The 17,928-nt window shown below is 58.1% G+C and carries 16 protein-coding genes and 1 pseudogene; 10 read left to right on the plus strand and 7 right to left on the minus strand.

All coding sequences use genetic code 11. From position 1 onward, the window contains the following. The first annotated feature begins 1 nt into the window (after position 1). Entirely contained in the window at positions 2-1,114 is a 1,113-nt protein-coding gene (locus AD662_RS10475) for a M14 family metallopeptidase (RefSeq protein ID WP_053187027.1), read from the plus strand. Positions 1,115-1,178: 64 nt separating this feature from the next. After that, a complete protein-coding gene (locus tag AD662_RS10480) occupies positions 1,179-1,895 on the plus strand; it encodes an alpha/beta hydrolase (protein WP_053187030.1) in 717 nt (238 codons plus the stop codon). A gap of 520 nt (positions 1,896-2,415) precedes the next feature. Here AD662_RS10480 and AD662_RS10485 read toward each other — a convergent pair. The 3 genes from AD662_RS10485 to AD662_RS10495 form a co-directional block, all read right to left on the minus strand. Next, positions 2,416-3,003, minus strand: a complete 588-nt coding sequence (locus AD662_RS10485) for a DcrB/PsbP domain-containing protein (protein ID WP_018611479.1) — start codon at positions 3,001-3,003, stop codon at positions 2,416-2,418. 86 nt (positions 3,004-3,089) lie between these two features. Continuing rightward, positions 3,090-3,875 carry a hypothetical protein gene (locus AD662_RS10490; RefSeq protein ID WP_018611477.1) on the minus strand — a complete coding sequence of 262 codons (786 nt, stop codon included), beginning with the start codon at positions 3,873-3,875 and terminating at the stop codon, positions 3,090-3,092. 230 nt (positions 3,876-4,105) lie between these two features. Continuing rightward, the gene (locus tag AD662_RS10495) at positions 4,106-5,035 is read right to left on the minus strand and encodes a LysR family transcriptional regulator (protein WP_053187034.1); all 930 of its coding nucleotides are present in this window, start codon (positions 5,033-5,035) and stop codon (positions 4,106-4,108) included. Between the two features lie 143 nt (positions 5,036-5,178). Here AD662_RS10495 and AD662_RS10500 point away from each other — a divergent pair, with 143 nt between their 5' ends. Next, positions 5,179-5,781 (plus strand): NADPH-dependent F420 reductase, encoded by a 603-nt coding sequence (locus tag AD662_RS10500; protein WP_033062826.1) that lies wholly within the window; start codon positions 5,179-5,181, stop codon positions 5,779-5,781. 61 nt (positions 5,782-5,842) lie between these two features. On the opposite strand, the gene AD662_RS10505 is transcribed toward AD662_RS10500, so the two are convergent. From AD662_RS10505 to AD662_RS29275, 3 genes and pseudogenes are all read right to left on the minus strand, one after another. Beyond that, positions 5,843-6,124, minus strand: coding sequence for a hypothetical protein (locus AD662_RS10505; RefSeq protein ID WP_018611472.1), 282 nt, complete (start codon positions 6,122-6,124; stop codon positions 5,843-5,845). A 223-nt stretch (positions 6,125-6,347) separates the two neighbouring features. Further along, on the minus strand, positions 6,348-7,373 hold the full coding sequence (locus AD662_RS10510) for a purine-nucleoside phosphorylase (protein ID WP_053187037.1): 1,026 nt from the start codon (positions 7,371-7,373) through the stop codon (positions 6,348-6,350). A gap of 45 nt (positions 7,374-7,418) precedes the next feature. Then, positions 7,419-7,559 (minus strand): annotated as a pseudogene (locus AD662_RS29275) (nucleoside-specific channel-forming protein Tsx); the annotation flags it as partial. A gap of 107 nt (positions 7,560-7,666) precedes the next feature. Between AD662_RS29275 and selD the strand changes: the two are divergent. After that, positions 7,667-8,701 carry a selenide, water dikinase SelD gene (gene selD, locus AD662_RS10515; RefSeq protein ID WP_024618015.1) on the plus strand — a complete coding sequence of 345 codons (1,035 nt, stop codon included), beginning with the start codon at positions 7,667-7,669 and terminating at the stop codon, positions 8,699-8,701. After that, a complete protein-coding gene (gene mnmH / locus AD662_RS10520; protein ID WP_018611467.1) occupies positions 8,701-9,804 on the plus strand; it encodes a tRNA 2-selenouridine(34) synthase MnmH in 1,104 nt (367 codons plus the stop codon). The genes selD and mnmH overlap by 1 nt, the downstream gene beginning before the upstream one ends. 136 nt (positions 9,805-9,940) lie before the next feature. Here mnmH and AD662_RS10525 read toward each other — a convergent pair whose 3' ends face one another. Beyond that, entirely contained in the window at positions 9,941-10,615 is a 675-nt protein-coding gene (locus AD662_RS10525; protein WP_018611465.1) for a hypothetical protein, read from the minus strand. A 985-nt stretch (positions 10,616-11,600) separates the two neighbouring features. Between AD662_RS10525 and AD662_RS10530 the strand changes: the two genes are divergently transcribed. The 5 genes from AD662_RS10530 (at position 11,601) to hemB (ending at position 17,915) form a co-directional block, all read left to right on the plus strand. Beyond that, positions 11,601-13,154, plus strand: a complete 1,554-nt coding sequence (locus tag AD662_RS10530; RefSeq protein WP_074849627.1) for an AMP-binding protein — start codon at positions 11,601-11,603, stop codon at positions 13,152-13,154. Further along, positions 13,151-14,599, plus strand: coding sequence for an FAD/NAD(P)-binding protein (locus AD662_RS28415; RefSeq protein WP_074849629.1), 1,449 nt, complete (start codon positions 13,151-13,153; stop codon positions 14,597-14,599). The genes AD662_RS10530 and AD662_RS28415 overlap by 4 nt, the downstream gene beginning before the upstream one ends. A 1-nt stretch (position 14,600) precedes the next feature. Beyond that, the gene (locus tag AD662_RS28420) at positions 14,601-15,767 is read left to right on the plus strand and encodes an alkaline phosphatase family protein (RefSeq protein ID WP_074849632.1); all 1,167 of its coding nucleotides are present in this window, start codon (positions 14,601-14,603) and stop codon (positions 15,765-15,767) included. Between the two features lie 271 nt (positions 15,768-16,038). Beyond that, a complete protein-coding gene (locus tag AD662_RS10545) occupies positions 16,039-16,737 on the plus strand; it encodes a glutathione binding-like protein (RefSeq protein ID WP_018611456.1) in 699 nt (232 codons plus the stop codon). A 203-nt stretch (positions 16,738-16,940) separates the two neighbouring features. Next, a complete protein-coding gene (hemB, locus tag AD662_RS10550) occupies positions 16,941-17,915 on the plus strand; it encodes a porphobilinogen synthase (RefSeq protein ID WP_018611454.1) in 975 nt (324 codons plus the stop codon). Positions 17,916-17,928 lie beyond the last annotated feature (13 nt).

A 17,928-nucleotide genomic window follows, 5' to 3' on the forward strand; every position in this document is an offset into this window, starting at 1 on the left:
CATGCAACGCATCGACCATACCCTGCCATGGAGCCACCTGGGCACCGAGCGCCGGCTCAGTGTGTTTCGTTATGGCCATGGCCCGCGCAAGGCCTACATCCAGGCCAGCCTGCACGCCGACGAACTGCCGGGCATGCGTACTGCCTGGGAGCTGAAGCAGCGGCTCAACGACCTCGAGGCGCAAGGCCTGCTCAAAGGGGTGATCGAGCTGGTGCCGGTGGCCAATCCCATCGGCCTGGATCAACATCTGCAAAGCGCCCACATGGGGCGTTTCGAACTGGGCAGCGGCAAGAATTTCAACCGCTCTTTCGTGGAACTCAGTGCACCGGTGGCGCAACGCATTGGTGATCGCCTGGGTGATGACCCGGCCGCCAATATCACCTTGATCCGCCAGACCATGGCCCAGGTTCTCGACGACCTGCCGGCGTCGCCTTCGCAACTTGAAGCGCTGCATCGCCTGCTGCTGCGCCATGCCTGCGACGCCGACATCACCCTGGACCTGCATTGCGATTTCGAGGCCGCGATCCATTTGTATGCCTTGCCGCAACAGTGGCCGCAATGGCGCTCCCTGGCCGCACGCCTGAAGGCCGGGGTGGCGTTGCTGAGTGAAGATTCCGGTGGCAGTTCGTTCGACGAGTCCTGCTCTTCACCCTGGTTGCGCCTGGCCAAAGCCTTTCCTGCGGCGGCGATCCCAGCGGCGAACCTGGCGACGACGCTGGAGCTGGGCAGCATGGGCGACACCCGGGTGGAACAGGCCCAGGCCAATTGTGAAGCCATTCTCGGTTTTTTGGCCGAGCAGGGGTTTATCGCCGGGGACTGGCCATCCGCACCCGCCGAGTGCTGCGAAGGCTTTCCGTTCGAAGGCACTCAATACCTGTTCGCGCCGCACCATGGCGTGGTGAGCTTTCTGCGCGAGGCTGGCGAATGGGTGGAGCAGGGCGATCCGCTGTTCGAAGTGGTCGATCCGTTGAGTGATCGGGTCACCACCGTGCGGGCTGGCACCAGTGGCGTGCTGTTCGCCCTGGACCGCGGGCGCTACACCCAGCCGGGCATCTGGCAGGCAAAAGTCGCCGGGCGTGAGCCGATTCGTACGGGGAAATTGAGCAACGACTGATAAGTGCTGTCTACCTCACCGCACGCTTTTTGTCGTGCGGCTATCGAACGATGGAGGAAGGTTGATGTTTAAAGCGCTCGCTCTGTTTCTATTGCTGGTCTCGTCCGGGTTGCAGGCCCAACCCTCGCTGCACACGGACTTGCCGCTCAACTACCTGGCCCAAGCCGATGAGCAAGCCGGCAACCGCCCGCTGGTGATCTTCCTGCACGGCTCCGGCAGCAACGAACAGGACCTGTTCGAACTCAGGGGCGAGTTGCCTCGGGACTACAACTACCTCTCGGTGCGGGCACCGAAGAGCATGGAACAGGACCGTTATCAGTGGTTCGCGAAAAAGGGCGAGGGTGCCTATGACGGTGACACCTCGGACCTGAAGGCCAGCGGCCAGATGCTCTTGGACTTCATCGACAAGGCTCGGGCCAAGTACTCGACCGACGCGAGCAAGGTCTACCTGGTAGGGTTCAGCCAGGGCGCGATGATGAGCTACGAAGTTGCGTTGCGACACCCCGAAGCCGTCGATGGTATTGCCGCGATGGGCGGGCGGGTCCTGTCGGTGTTGCGTGCGGAGCTGACCCCCAATGAATCGCGCCGGGCACTGGCGGTGTTCATCGGCCATGGCACGGCAGACCCGATCATTCCCTACCACGATGGCACCGAGGCCAACACCTTCCTGAAGACCCTGGCGCTGGAACCGGAATTCCATGCCTACCCGGGTGTGGGCCACAGCATCAGCGCCCTGGAAGTGCAGGACCTGCGGGCCTGGCTGGAACGGCTCAATCCCTGACCACCTTAAGTCCCTGTGGGCGAAACCCTGTGGGAGCTGAGCTTGCTCGCGATAGCGGTGGATCAGCTTGCATCAATGCCAGGATGTGCCGATGCCATCGTCGGATCGCCGCCCGGAGCAAGCTCGCTCCCACATTTTGCGGTGGTTGTGGACCCTGTGGGAGCTGAGCTTGCTCGCGATAGCGGTGGATCAGCTGCATCAATGCCAGGATGTGCCGACGCCATCGTCGGATCGCCGCCCGGAGCAAGCTCGCTCCCACATTTGGCGGTGGTTGTGGACCCTGTGGGAGCTGAGCTTGCTCGCGATAGCGGTGGATCAGCTGCATCAATGCCAGGATGTGCCGACGCCATCGTCGGATCGCCGCCCGGAGCAAGCTCGCACACATTTTGCGGTGGTTGTGGACCCTGTGGGAGCTGAGCTTGCTCGCGATAGCGGTGGATCAGCTTGCATCAATGCCAGGATGTGCCGATGCCATCGTCGGATCGCCGCCCGGAGCAAGCTCGCTCCCACAGGGTGCTTGTTACTTACCGCTGGCGATCTGTTTCACCAACGCTTCATGACCGGCCTTGTCGCTGGCCCGGGAGATGATTTGCACCACGGCCATGCGCGTGCCGGAGGCGCCCAGCAAGGTGGTGTCGAGGGTGGGTCCGCCGCCCTGGGTCGCGCTGGTGTCGAGCTGGCGCAGGCCCAGGCCGGTGCCTTTTTGCTTCAGGCTTTTTTCGCTGAGGATCTTGGCGTCCGGCAGGGCCTTGATGCGCTGGGCGGCGAAGTCGGCCATGGTGGTGTCGAGGAACGCACCATCATCGTCCTTCACATTCGTACCGTTGACGATGGTGTTCTCCGCGGCAATCACCACGGTTCTGCTGGTGGCATTGCTGTACATCGTCCCTGTCGCCCCAGCGGTGCCCTGGGCCACTTCACCGGCGGGTAGCGGCGTCGCCGTGAAGCCCTTGGGCAAGGTGAAGGTGAACTTGCCGCCGAGCATCGACACTTTCTGCGCCGGTGCATCGCCGGCAGGTTTGGCCGGGGCCGCTTGGGCGGATACCACGACCAGACTGGCGATGGCCCCCAGCAACAGGGCGGCGGCTTGTTTACTCAGCAATGACATTGAAACGCTCCACAGATGGTCGTGCCTGGAGGCCGATCATCCCACGGGCGTCGCACCTGACTCCAGCGCCAGTGCAGAAGAGACCGTCATTTTGGTGAAAGGTGTGCGGTGTCGCCGGGCGGTGCCCGCACCAGCAGCCGTCGGGTCACCAGCAACATGGCCATCGACACCGCGACGCCCAAGGCAAAGGCGGGCATGCCCAGCACCGGCAGGGCGAGGGCCAGGGTCAGGCAGAAGGCGGCGAAGCAATACATGCCGGTGGCCGTCGCCCGCAGCAGCGCGGCGGTGAAGGCCGGCCCCCGGGTTTGTTGGGAGAACACCGCCATGACACTGCCCAGCACCGGGAACACCGCCAGCAACCCGCTCCAACGTTCGCCCACGGTGCTGGCCAGCAGCGTCACCGCCAGGGTCAACAGCGCGCCGGCGATCATGCGCAGCAGCAGTTTGTCGGATTTGGCCGCCGGCCCGTTCATCACCGGCCGGACCGTGGGGAACAGATACGGCGCCGCCAGCAGCGCGGCCAGGGCGATCAGGCTCGACAACGGCAGCGAAGCCGGTAGCCAGGACAGGATCAACGCCACCAGGGTCCAGACGCCTAGCGCGATGCCCAGCGCCCAGGGCCAGTTGCGATGCTGGGCGACCTGGGCGTACACCACGCAGAAGGCAATCATCGCGAACATCGCTGCCAACGCCGCGGTCGCCGACTGTGCGGCAAACAGCTCGCCTTGTTCTATGGCCAGGAACAACAGAATCGGCCCCACCACGACTGGCAACCCCGAGAGCCAGCCGGCCACACTCGGTCCCCAGCGCCTGCCCGCCAGGGAAATCAGCAGCAGGAACGCGGGAATCACCAGCAATTTGAGCAGCAGCACGCGGTCATCCTTGTCAGTCCTCGAGGCGCCACGTTAGCACCGCCCGCGTCGCAAACCCACTGTGGGGGCGAGCTTGTTCGCCACGAGGTTGGGGGAGGCTGGGCTGACGTTATCGCGAGCAAGCTCGCACACAGTGTGGGGGGCTGGTCTCGATATTTGGTTCGACACAAGCCCTCTGTGAGCGAGCTTGCTCGCGATGGCGGCAGAACTGGCACGAAAGACCCTAAGGCTCAACCCCGCGCAGCACTGAAACGCTGCGCCAATCCCTCACGCTCGAAGTGTTCGGTGATGAAGTCGATAAAGGCGCGAGTCTTGGCCGGGATCAGCGTGCGGCTGGGGTAATAGAGGGAAATCACGCCAAGGTCCATGTACCAGTCCGGCAGCAGCCGTACCAGTTCGCCGCGCTCCAGCCAGGGCAGCACGTCCGGCACGGTCAGCAGCGAAATGCCCAGGCCCAGCAAGGTGGCTTCGCGCATGGCGACCGGGTCGTTGAGAATGATGGATTCAGGCAGCCGCAACGCCGACTCGAAACCGGCGGCGTTACGCATCGTGGCCTGACGTACGCGCCCGGTGAGGCTGGAGCGCAGCACGATGTTATCGAAGTGGGTCAGATCTTCCGGGTGCTCGGGGCAGGCGCGTGCGGCCAGGTAGGCTGGGCTGGCTACCGCGACCAGATGTGCCGGCGCCAAGGTTCGCGAGATCACGCCAGGCGTCAGTTCGAAGCCGCCGCCAATCGCTGCGTCGAAACCTTCGGCGATCAGGTCTACCCGTCGGTTCTCGAAATGCCATTGCGGGCGGATCAATGGGTGGAGGGCCAGAAATTGTGGCATCAACGGCAGCACATGGCCGATGCCGAAGCTTGGTGACAGGCTGAGGCGCAATACCCCGGCCGGCTCGCCACGTTCAGTGGTCACGGCGCCGATGGCGGCCTGCAAGGCTTCGAGATGCGTGCCGATGCTGGCCAGGAAGTGTTCGCCGTTCTCGGTCAAGGACAGCTTGCGGGTCGAGCGCTGGAACAGCCGCACCCCCAGGTTTCGCTCCAGCATTGCCACATTGCGGCTCACGGCCGCGGGCGTCAGGGCCAGCAACCTGGCGGCCGCCGAGAAACTGCCGGTTTCGGCACTGCGGGCAAAGCATTCGAGATTGGCGAGGCTTTCCATCAAAGTGACCTGATAGTAATGCTTGAAAATGATTCAACGTATTACTGGCTAATCATCACGTAATAGCAAGGGCAATATGCACCTCAACGGCGGACATCACCGCCCAGGGTTATCCAACTGTGAGGACATACGACATGAGCAGCATCGACACCATCGGCATCATCGGCGCAGGCGCCATTGGCAGTGCATTTGCCCGGGCCTTGGCCCGTCAGAACATCAACGTCGTGATTGCCAACAGCCGCGGCCCCGAAAGCCTGGCCGAGTTGGTCGCCGAGCTCGGCCCCACCGTCCGCGCCGGCACCGTGCAGCAAGCCGCTGCCCAACCCATGGTGCTGGTGGCCGTCAACTGGCCGAAGTTGCCCCAGGCGCTGAATGGCTTGCCGGACTTTGCCGGACGAATCGTGATCGATGCCAACAACGCAATCAAAGTCCCGGAGTTCGAGGCGATTGATCTGCAAGGCCGGGCTTCTACCGAGGTGTTCAGCGAATGGGTGCCGGGGGCACGGGTGGTCAAGGCGTTCAACCACATGTTGGCGCGCCTGCTGGAGGCTGATCCAGCGTCCGAAGGCGGCAAGCGCGTGCTATTCCTGACTGGCGACGATGAGCAGGCCCGTGGGGAAGTCGCGCAGTTGATCGATCGGCTGGGATTCTTCGGTGTGGACCTGGGCCCATTGAGCGTTGGCGCACGCTTGACTCAATTCCCGGGTGGGCCGTTGCCGGTGCTGAACCTGGTCAAGTTCGACTGAGTACTTCGCCGCATACGTGTAAGGAAGCGCTCGACCAGCGAGGGAGCCCGGCCTGAAACACTCAGTCGGGTTCCACGTCCAATTGCAGGCTGTCGTCGGCCAGGCGCTCGGTTCGCCGGACAATACCGCTGATGCGCCGGCCTTCGGCGTTGAACACCACGATCTGGGCTTTATCCAGATCCGCCGGCAGTGGTGGTCGCACGTGCAGCGCGAACCAGGGCGGTTCGCCGTCATCGAGGCGTTTGACGTCGAACTCGCAGTCGACACTTTTGGTGTCACGACCAAACAGCGTGTCGAGGCCGTAATCAAGGTGAGTGCTGTCGGCAGCAGGGTCGAGGGACATCGGCGGTCTCCTGGATGGGTACGCACGGCTGATGTTCAAGTGATTCTTCCCGCAATGGAAAATTCCATTGAGTGATCCGTAGAGATTAGCCCCAACCTGTGGGAGCAAGCCTTGCCCGCGATGCAGGCGCCTCGGTTCACAAAGGACCGCGTCGACTGCATCGCGGGCAAGCCTTGCTCCCACAGATCGCTTCCTTCTCCCCAAGAGCCGGCGCGGCTGGTGATCAAACGCCAGGCACGCCGTCTTTCCACGCCGACCAGTTCTTCACAATGTCCTGCACCAGCGGGTTGCCGGTGCGGAACAGGTTTTCCAACGCAGGGACGAACGCGCCCTGGTCGGCGTATTTGAGCAGGTTGTCCACTTCGTTGCCGCCGGGCTCGGGGCGGTCGAAATCGGACCCGGCCCGCAGAACGGCCAGCCGGTTGATGTCCACCCGACCTTCGCGGCTGGCCCGGAGCAAGGCCTCGTAGGTGGAGTTGTCTTCCTGTTGGGTGGTGCAGTAGACGCCCTTGTTGTCGGTGAGCAGGCGAGTCCAGACTTCGGCGCGCTCGCTCAGGCGGGTACCGGAGAACCAGGTGTTGCCGGCCAGGGTGTCGCAGCGGGTCACCACCGGTGGTTGGTTGGCCGGGGCGTACGGATACTTCAAGCGCCAGGCCGCCGATTCCTTGCTTTCCGCCAAGGTCACCTTCTGGCTGAGGGCAAAGGCCTTGGCTTGCAGGGCCGGGTTGAGTTCGAAGACTTCCGTCTTGTAGTCCAGCGGCGGCTTTTCATTCGGCCCCTTGGTGTTGATGCCCAGGTAGCCGGTGGGCCAGTCCTTGGGTACATCCCGCGAATCCAGCTCCCATTGGGTGCCGAACTCCACCAGGTAATGGGCCCAGGCCGTCGTGCCAAGCGTGCCGTGGTGTGGGTTGATGCCGGCGATCCCGGCCACCAGGAAATAGCTTTTGCGCAGGTCGACGGTGGGGGAGAGCGCCAGGGCCAGTGTCGAGGCTGCGGCGTTGGTCTGGCCCATGCCGGTGATCAGCAGGCAGACCCGCTCGGCATTGCAGCGGATCGTCGGGTATTCGGCGGACAGTCCCGGCACGCGGATTTCAGTCTTGAGTTCGAGGCGATCGATCCAGTTCTGAGCCTCGGGGGCGAACATCGTGATCAGCATCACTTTGGGTTGAAGCGGCGGTGCGGCCCCGGCGGTCGAGCAGAACAGGGCCGTGCAGGCCAGGCCGATTGAAATAGACAGGCGATTGATCATGTATTCGTGACCTCCATGGATTCGAAGTGTGCTTCTACGGTGTGCTCAGAATTGATAGCCAACCCCGGCGTAGTATCCCCAGCCGTCGGAGCGGGCGCGGAAGTGGCCATCGCCAAAGTTAAGCTCACTGCCGTCCTGCCAGTTGCCGCCGTTGTGAAAGTAGCGGCCCACCAGCGTAAAACGCAATTCAGGCTTTGTTCTTGTTCTGTTGGCAGCGGTGAATGTTCGACGCGGCACTGGGTCGGCGGCGTTGCTGATAGAATCGGCCATCTTGACTGACCAGAGGTATGCCCATGAGCGAGCCGATTCGCCTGACCCAGTACAGCCACGGCGCCGGCTGCGGCTGCAAGATTTCGCCCCAGGTACTGGAAGTGATCCTGGCCGGTAGCGGTGCGCAGAACCTTGATCCCAAGCTGTGGGTCGGCAATGCTTCGCGGGACGATGCGGCGGTGTACGCCATCGACGAGGAGCGTGGCGTGGTCTCGACCACCGATTTTTTCATGCCGATTGTCGACGATCCCTTCGATTTCGGACGCATCGCCGCCACCAATGCCATCAGCGACATCTACGCCATGGGAGGGGATCCGCTGATGGCCATCGCGATTCTCGGCTGGCCAGTCAACGTATTGGCCCCGGAAATTGCCCGGGACGTGATTCGCGGCGGTCGGTCCGTGTGTGATGAGGCCGGTATCCCCCTGGCCGGTGGGCATTCGATCGACGCGCCCGAGCCGATTTTCGGCCTGGCGGTCACAGGCCTGGTGCAAAAGCGCCACATGAAACGCAACGACACGGCCACCGCCGGTTGCCGCCTGTACCTGACCAAGCCCTTGGGCATCGGCATCCTCACCACGGCGGAAAAGAAAGGCAAGTTGCGCGCCGCCGATGTTGGCCTGGCCCGTGACTGGATGTGCACCCTCAACAAACCCGGCAGCCGCTTCGGCAAGCTCGACGGAGTGACGGCGATGACCGACGTCACCGGTTTCGGCCTGCTCGGGCACCTGGTGGAAATGGCCGACGGCAGCCAACTGACCGCGCGCATCCGCTATGACGCGGTGCCGCGCCTGCCGGGCGTCGAGTACTACCTCGACCTGGGGTGTGTACCGGGCGGTACGCTGCGCAACTACGACAGCTACGCCAGCAAGGTCGGTCGGGTCCAGGAACTGCACAAGCGCGTGTTGTGCGACCCGCAGACCAGCGGTGGCCTGCTGATTGCCGTCACCCCTGAAGGCGAGATCGAGTTCCTGCGGGTGGCCGCTGAACTCGGGCTGGCGCTGGAACCTATCGGCGAACTGGTCGAGCGACAGAGTTACGCGGTCGAGGTGTCTTGATGAGCCATGACATCACCGATTACCGCGACATCTTCCTCAATGACCGGCCGATGATGGACACACGCGCCCCGATCGAATTCATCAAGGGGGCGTTCCCCGGCGTGGTCAATCTCCCGTTGATGACCGACAGCGAACGGCAACGCGTCGGTACCTGCTACAAACAGCAGGGGCAGCAGGCCGCCATTGTCCTGGGGCATCAACTGGTGTCCGGCGAAACCAAGGCCCAGCGCATCCAGGCCTGGGCCGAGTTCGCCAAGACCCATCCCGACGGCTTGCTGTATTGCTTTCGCGGAGGCTTGCGTTCGCAGATCGTCCAGCAATGGCTCAAGGACGAAGCGGGCATTGATTACCCCAGGGTCGGCGGTGGCTACAAGGCCATGCGCACCTTCTTGCTGGACACGGTCGAGCAGGCGGTTGCCCAGTGCGACCTGGTGCTGCTGGGCGGCATGACCGGCACCGGCAAGACCGAAGCGCTGGGCCAACTGAGCAACAGCCTGGATCTGGAAGGTTATGCCAACCATCGCGGTTCCAGCTTCGGCAAACGCGCCACCGGCCAGCCTTCCAACATCGATTTTGAAAACCGCCTGGCCGTGGACGTACTGAAAAAACGCGCCGCCGGCATCGAACAATTCGTGCTGGAAGATGAGAGTCGTGCGGTCGGCAGTTGCGCCTTGCCGCTGCCTTTGTACCAGCGCATGCAGCAGGTTCCGATGGTCTGGCTGGAAGACAGCCTGGAGCATCGGGTCGAGCGGATCCTGCAGGATTACGTCATCGACCTGTGTGCGGAATTTGTCGCTGTACATGGCGACGAAGGTTTCTCGTTGTTTTCCGAGCGGTTGCTGGCCAGCCTGGACAACATCCACAAGCGCCTGGGCGGCGACCGTCACCGGCGTTTGATGAACATTCTGGAAGCCGCCCTGGCCGAGCAGGCCAACAGCGGCGCCGTCGACTTGCATCGCGGTTGGATCGAAGGCTTGTTGCGTGAGTATTACGACCCGATGTACGTGTTCCAGCGGGAAAAGAAGGGCTTGCGGATCGAGTTCTCGGGGGAACAGGCGGCGGTGTTGGAATATCTGCGGGAGCGGGCGGCCCGGGGCGGGTGACCACAGGTTTGATATCCACTGTCAATCCCTGTGGGAGCGAGCTTGCTCGCGATAGCGGTATTTCAGTCACATCAATATCAATGGGTCTGACGCTATCGCGAGCAAGCTCGCTCCCACAAAGGGAAATAGCGACTGATCAGGTCGGGCAGGTCTCCTGGCCATTATCCAAGCCTTGCTTGTAGCTCTGACTAGAGAGGCTGGCCTTGCCGTTGTGCCAGGTCAGGGTCAGCACGTACAGCGAATCAAAATCGCCTGACGCCCAGTCATCGGTAATGGTCTGCTTCTTGCCCACGGCCTCCCCGGCGACCTTGTTGATCAACTCTGGCAGGTAGCCATGTGACCAGGCGGTATAGATGGTGGCGTTGTGGTACTTGTCGTCCAGCAGTTCATCAGCGAGGTCGCTGGTGTCGTTGGCTGAATAATTGATGTTCACCGGCAACCCGAGCTTGATGGCACTGGGGCTGATGGTCATCAGCGGGCGAATATAACTGTAGGAATTGTCCAGCTCACCCTCTTCGACATTGCGGGTCGGGTTGGCCGCGAACACGTAGTCGGCCTTGCCGAATTTTTCCGGCAGCAGGGTGGCCAGGTCGATGGCGCGGTTGAGGCCCTGGCAGTTGAGCTGGCCCAGGCCTCCGGCGGGTTTCTCGGCGTGGCGCAGGAACACCAACGTCTGCACGCCGTCGGCCGGCTGGGCGCGGCTGACGCTGGATTCCAGCGACAGCACCAGTCCACAGACCACCAGCAGCGTCGGCAGCACCAGCCACGAACGGTGTTTGAAGCGCCTGGCGAAATTCAGTGGGTTCATCATCGAATAGTTTTTCTTCAGCACTCTTGAGTCAGGCTGACAAACCCTGGCACCGCGAAGCGGTTGGCCTCGGGTGGTTTCCCTGTCATTACGCCGCGTCGAATCTTCGGGGGCATTGCTCAGAGTCTCTTCAAGTCCTTTGGTTCGATCCTGGCTGGTCCCGGTGCACTCTAGCGATCTCCGTCAGGAGATGGGACGAACGTTAACGACAGGATGTTGCGGATTTAAGAAGGGCCGATGTGAATTCCGTGACGGGTTCATGGGCATCTGAATTTAGCGAATCGCCCTACGTTCATCGCTTCTCTCCCTGACCCCGCCCCGTTGACAAAGTCTCGTGTTCGCCCGGCACCGCAGGGTTCCTGCATGTCAGCCCCTGAAAAGCGCGCCTGTTTAGATATCTGACATTCTTGTCTGACAAGATTTTTTTGCCCGGTGAAGTCATGTCTCAGTAGAACTACAAAATATTGGAGTCTTACTTTTTTATAGTGCGTACTTTAGATATATCTTTGTTGTATGGGAGTGGCAGCTTCTCAGCTGCTTGCGAAGGCGTCGTTACATTTTGTAGCTTTTGCGAATGACTTTGAAATGCCCACTGTGCAAGGTTAGTTGGCCTAAACAAATAGGTGAGGGTTGACAGGAAAAACAACAACCGCTAAACATTGGGTTCAGATGACAGCCAAGGAAGGCGGAAAATGATTAGGATAACGCCTGGATTTTGTCTCGCGTATGTTTGTTGTTTTAACAAGCTGTCTCCCTAATTATTTACCTCGGTGTGTGTCTACGGGTTCACCACTCTCAGTGGTGGATAATTTGCTGCGGCCTTCGGAATTTATATTTCGCACGAAATAGCTGATTCAGGTATGCCTCCAGTGAAATTATGCCCAGCGCTGGTGTGCCTTGTTTCTAATTGCTAGGTCAAGGTGCTCTTTGGTTAATAGCATTACGCTTAAAGCTTGATGCGCCAAAATTATAAATATAAGGGTTTTTTATGTCTCAGGCAGTTCCTCATGATTCGATACTTGATCTTGTGTTGGGTCACTGTTATTCCTCACCCGATACGGCAGCTATTGTGGTAGGTGATAGTGTTGTCACATATCAAGAGCTAAGAGATAAAATTTATAAGGTATCTACTTACATTCAAGGCAGAGGTGTGGAGGTCGGCAGCGTCATCGCTATTATGCAAAATAATATTGGCGATGCGCTTGCTTCTATGTTGGGGTGTCTACACGCGGGGTGCATCTACTGTCCAATAGACGCCTCTCTGCCTCCTGCAAAAATACAACGTACCTTGGCCGTAGCTAATGTCGAGTTTGTTCTATCCGAACAAGACCTTCCTTATATTTGGCAAAGCGATGATCCTGAGTTTGTCCACTATAAGGAACTGCCTATACCTGCTTCCTACGCTGCGCTCACACAACGTTACCATCCCTTGGCCTACATTATGTTCACCTCCGGCTCAACTGGAGACCCCAAAGGAGTAGCTATTGGGCACGCCAATCTGATTGAAATATTCAGGGGGTGGGACGAGATCTATCAATTGAAAAAACTCAAAAGGCATCTCCAGTTCGCCAGCCTTTCCTTTGACGTGTTTGCTGGTGACTGGCTTCGTGGGCTTTGCTCTGGGGCCATAATCTACGTGCCTACTTCAGCCGAGAAATATGTTGTTGAAAACTTGGCTGAATTTATTATCACCTACCAGATAGAGTGTGCTGAGTTCACTCCAATTATTCTTAGGGAACTCTACGGTTATGCGTTAAGAAATAACGTAAAGCTGAGTAGTTTTAAACTGCTGATTGCTGGGTCTGATGTTATGCGTGTTAGGGAGTTTAAGGATGTTCGTAAAATAATCTCTGACGACTGTCGCTTGGTGTTTTCATATGGGACGACCGAAACAACCATAGATAGCACCTATTTTGAGGCTACCCATGAAGCGCTAAGTAAGCTCCAAAATGATGCTCCTCTTCCTATTGGTGTGCCCTTTCCGTGCACTTTAATTACGATTCTAAAGGATGACGGTACGCATACTGATCTCCATGAGGTGGGAGAACTCTACATTGGCGGAGGTGGTGTTGGTCAGGGGTATTTGCACCATGACGTCAGAACATCAGGTCGATATCTGCGTCGTCTACCGCTTGGCCGCCATGCTCGATGGTATCGGACGGGCGACCTGGCTTCATATGATGGGCAAAATTTCAATCTTCATGGCCGCGCCGATGCTCGGATTAAAGTACACGGAAAACTCATAGATCTCACAGAGTTAGAGGCGCACTTGCGCGCCCATGAAGATATATTGGAGTGCGTCGCCACCACAACGCGGCACGATTTAAATAAAAAAATACTTCTGCTGGTAAAGCTCAAGCCGACTAGTGCCAGGCTTAAGCGCGAAGCAATCGCCGAGCATGTTTCCAATCTTGAGGATTATCCTGTCAGCAGTAACGATATTTACTTCACCAAGGACTTGCCGGTGACCATGAGCGGGAAGATAGATCGAGTTGAAGCGAATAGGATAGCCATCACATTGCAAGCGGGGGTGGCCAAGTGAGAATTCTTCAAGTCGGTGCGGGGCCTACGGGAGTTAGTCTGTTCATTCGGCTATACACTCAGCTCGAAACACAGTATTCCGTACTTGAGTACGTTATAGCCGATGGGCGAAAACCGGGCTCAGGTCTAGCTTTTGGTACTGGCTATAACAGTCATCTTATCAATCTGCCTGCTTCAGTCATGAGTATTAATCCTGATAATCCTCTAGAATTCGTCGAGTGGCGCGCAAAAAATCAATCGTTATGGCAAGAATATTTCCCAGATGAAGAACAGGCATGGTCAGAGTTTTCGTCGCGGCGCTTATTTGGATTGTATGTAGGTCATCAGTTGCAGCGAGCATTGAACGGCGCCTCCTTTGCGGAACTTATTAATACGTCGGTTTCCTGTGTGACACCTATTCAGTCTGTTGGTAAGTTTTCCGTGGAGTTTAGCAACGGCACCAAAGAGATTTTTGACAAAGTTATTATTTGTATCGGGCATGCACCTAGGTTTCCGTTGCTATCCAATGCCCCCCAAAATTTTTTCTGCTCTCCCTATCAAGCTATGGACATACCGATCCATGCCACGGTGGGGATTATAGGTTCTCGGTTAACGGCGATCGATGCGGCACTGGCACTCCAAGAAAAAGGCCATATTGGAAGAATAACAATGGTGTCCAGAACTGGCAAACTACCCAAGGTTATTGCTGAGCACTCTGGCTATGATCCAAGCACGTTTATCACAGCTCTGCTTAATGAAAAAAACCAAACACTTGAGTCCATTCTTACGCACCATAAAAAAGAACTCGATAGGGTCACAAATGGTCTCATTGACTGGGATGCCCTAGCAAAACCCGGAGCGACACGGACCGAGGAGCTTGAGCGAGAAATAAGCAGTTGCTCGCGGGGTAATCACCTGTGGCAAAGCGTTTTGTTGGCCTCTTATTCGGTCATAGATAAGTTGTGGGCGAGACTAAGTGATCCAGAGAAAGCCGAGTTCATGACAAAATACTATGGACCTTGGATGACGTATCTAGCGGCGTTCCCTGTGTTTAGTGCCGTACGTATACTGCAATTAATGCAAGGTGAACAATTAGAGATTTACTCTGATTTACAGGGGGTTGAGGCTACTGAGCAGGGCTTTGATATTTATCATGGTCGAAATGAGTGCTTAAATGTCCAGTATTTGATCGATGGACGTGGTGTTGGTTATGGGGAGATGGATCTCAAAGAAGTACCCTTGTTGAAGAATATGTTAGCCAATGGCTCGATCACGACCCACCCGTTGGGCGGTGTTTCCATTAATCCGCTAACTTATCAAGCACTTTCCAACCGTCATAATGAAATTCCCGGGCTTTTTGTTGTGGGTGATTTGACAAAGGGAGAGTTTCTGGCGACCACCGATGTAGTACGCAACGTAATGCATAGCGTCGCTGCCAGTTCCGCTATCCTTTCGCGAGACCGCTGACATGAAGATCTCGACTCAAAACGCGAGTCACGCTCCGAAGTCCGGACTGACTCAACTGTCACATGCCATTTTGGCGAGCTTGGGTGTTCCCTCATTTGACTCTGGATTCGACCTCCAGCCTACAAATGGACTGGTCATTTTCATCGTTGATGGATTGGGGCAGCTATTGCTCGACGAGCATCAGTCCCATGCACCATTCCTGAAAACACTGCTTTGCACAGGTCAGTCTTTCGGAGTCGGATTTCCTGCCACTACCGCGACCAGTTTGGCTTCCTTTGCTCTCGGGCAAGGAAGCGGCCAGCACGGTATAGTTGGGAGCCGCTTTGCGTTGAATAATCGGACCGCATTTTCCCCATTGTCATGGCAAATGGGCGGTTTTTGTCGTAATCAAACAAGCGGCACTCATTCCGTTGATCCGCCGATTTTTGCAATCGAAAAGACTGCTTGGGAAACTGCCAGCGAACTGGGTCTGAACATAGAATGTATACTCCCGTTAAAAATAGCTAACTCCCGTTACAGTAAAGCTATTTATAAAGGAGCCACAATTACTCCCTATATGGACTATTGGCACTGTGGTTTTAAAATCAGGGGGGCGCTTAAAAAATCATCGCGACGGTTGATTTACGTTTATCTGGGTGAGTTGGATTACGCGGGTCATGTCTATGGCACGAACTCAGAAGCCTGGCTCGATAGCCTGCGGCAGGTGGACACTCTGATTTCCTCAACGGCCAGCGCGCTTGCTCGAGGAACAAAACTACTAGTCGCTGCCGACCACGGCATGACAACCCTTTCGTCCGAAGCCATTTTCGACTTTGATACCGACGCTGGTCTTCAAGAGGGCGTGGCGTGGATTGCGGGTGATATTCGTGCCCGGCACATTTACACAGAGGCTGGAAAAACGTGTGCTGCATTGGAGCGCTGGAAGAACAAGCTCGGTGACGATTTCATGGTGCTCTCTCGCAGCCAAGCGGTTAACGAGGGTTTGTTCGGGGGGACTGTGAGAGTCTCCTTTGAACAGCGTTTGGGAGATCTGATTGTATATCCGACAGGACGGGGTGGCATCGTACAGAGCCTTACGGAAAAAAACCAAATGTCATGGAAAGGGCATCACGGGGCTCTGACTGAAGAGGATCAGCTTTCTCCGCTTCTGATTTACTCCAAAGGATGATCCCATAGGCCGTGGCTCGCCCTCAGAGCCACGGACCTAGCAATTCAACCAACGATAGGCCGTTTTGATGCAAAAAATTCGCAGGCGTTGGCGACGCGTATTTTTAACCCGCGGTCAGGCAGCTTAATTCGCACCCGGTAGGGACTTTCACCTGTTCTCCTTCCCTTTCGGCTTTTTGAATAGCCATGTGTAGCCAGCATGATCCCGGATCCAAAAGCTCAGTCATCTGATTTATGCTCCAGCTTTCTAAATAGCACTTGGAATCCACCTCATGCCCAACCTGACCCCATTCCCCATCACCGAGAAATGGCCTGCCCAGTACCCGGAGTGGATTCAGCTCTACTCCCTGCCCACCCCCAACGGTGTGAAGGTCTCGATCATGCTGGAAGAGATCGGCCTGCCATACGAGCCCCACAAAGTGGACTTTGGCAGCAACGACCAACTGTCGCCCGAGTTCCTTTCCCTGAACCCCAACAACAAGATCCCGGCGATTCTCGATCCCCATGGGCCGGGCGACCAGCCGTTGGCGTTGTTCGAGTCGGGGGCGATCCTGATTTATCTGGCGGACAAGAGCGGGCAACTGCTGGCCCAGGAGTCGGCGGCGCGCTACGAGACGATCCAGTGGCTGATGTTCCAGATGGGCGGGATCGGGCCGATGTTCGGGCAGTTGGGGTTCTTCAACAAGTTCGCCGGCAAGGACTACGAGGACAAGCGGCCGCGCGATCGCTACGTCGAGGAAAGCAAGCGCCTGCTCAAGGTGCTCGATGGGCGTCTGCAAGGGCGCGACTGGATCATGGGCGAGCGCTACACCATCGCTGATATCGCCACGTTCCCCTGGGTGCGCAACTTGATCGGCTTTTACGAGGCCGGTGATTTGGTCGGGATCCAGAACTTCCCCAATGTGACGCGGGTGCTGGAGCGTTTCCTGGCTCGACCGGCTGTAGCGCGTGGGTTGAAGATTCCGGAATGAGTCACCCGACGACTCACCGATTCGATTACAAGCCACCGGCAGCCTGAATGCCGGGTGACGTGCATCAATGACTCGCTGACCTTGTGAGTAGATGATTGCCCGGCCGGTAACACGCTGTTTTCCAGTCGACGTTTGTGCCCTGGCCGGCCAGGGCATAAGCTTTGCTCCTTATGATCGAGCACCCATTTCTGCCCAGGAGTCCCATGTCCAGTCAGTTCCCCGAAGCACGTCCACGCCGTCTGCGTCGCAATGCAAGCCTGCGCAGCCTGTTCCAGGAAACCGAGTTCACCTTGAACGATCTGGTGCTGCCGATTTTCGTCGAAGAGGAAATCAATGATTTTGTGCCGATCAAGAGCATGCCGGGCGTGGTACGCATCCCTGAGTCGAAGCTGGCCGGTGAGATCGAGCGCTACGCCCGTGCCGGCATCAAGTCGGTGATGACCTTTGGTGTGTCCCACCACCTGGACAACGATGGCAGCGACACCTGGAGCGAGCGCGGCCTGGTGTCACGCATGGCCGGGATCTGCAAGGACGCGGTGCCGGAAATGATCGTGATGTCCGACACCTGCTTCTGTGAATACACCGATCATGGTCATTGCGGTGTGCTCCACGGCGATGAAGTGGACAACGACCGGACCCTGGTCAACCTGGGCAAGCAAGCCGTAGCGGCGGCCCGCGCCGGTGCTGATGTGATCGCGCCATCGGCGGCCATGGACGGGCAGGTCCAGGCGATTCGCCGGGCCCTGGATGAAGCCGGTTTCAGCCAGACGGCAATCATGGCCTATTCCACCAAGTTTGCTTCGGCGCTCTATGGCCCGTTCCGCGAGGCCGGTGGCAGCGCGTTGAAAGGTGACCGCAAGAGCTACCAGATGAACCCGATGAACCGCCGCGAAGCACTGCGCGAGTCCTTGCTCGATGAACAGGAAGGTGCCGATGCGCTGATGGTCAAGCCGGCCGGTGCCTACCTCGATATCATCCGCGACATTCGCCAGGCTTCGAACCTGCCGCTGTCGGCTTATCAGGTCAGTGGCGAATACGCGATGATCAAGTTCGCCGCCCAGGCTGGCGCCATCGACGAAGCCCGCGTGGTACGCGAGAGCCTTGGCGCAATCAAGCGGGCGGGGGCAGACCTGATCTTCACCTACTTTGCCATGGACCTGGCGCTGAGCGGGATCTGATCCAGCGCTGCTC

This window comes from Pseudomonas kilonensis (assembly GCF_001269885.1).
GTDB classification, from domain to species: domain Bacteria; phylum Pseudomonadota; class Gammaproteobacteria; order Pseudomonadales; family Pseudomonadaceae; genus Aquipseudomonas; species Aquipseudomonas kilonensis.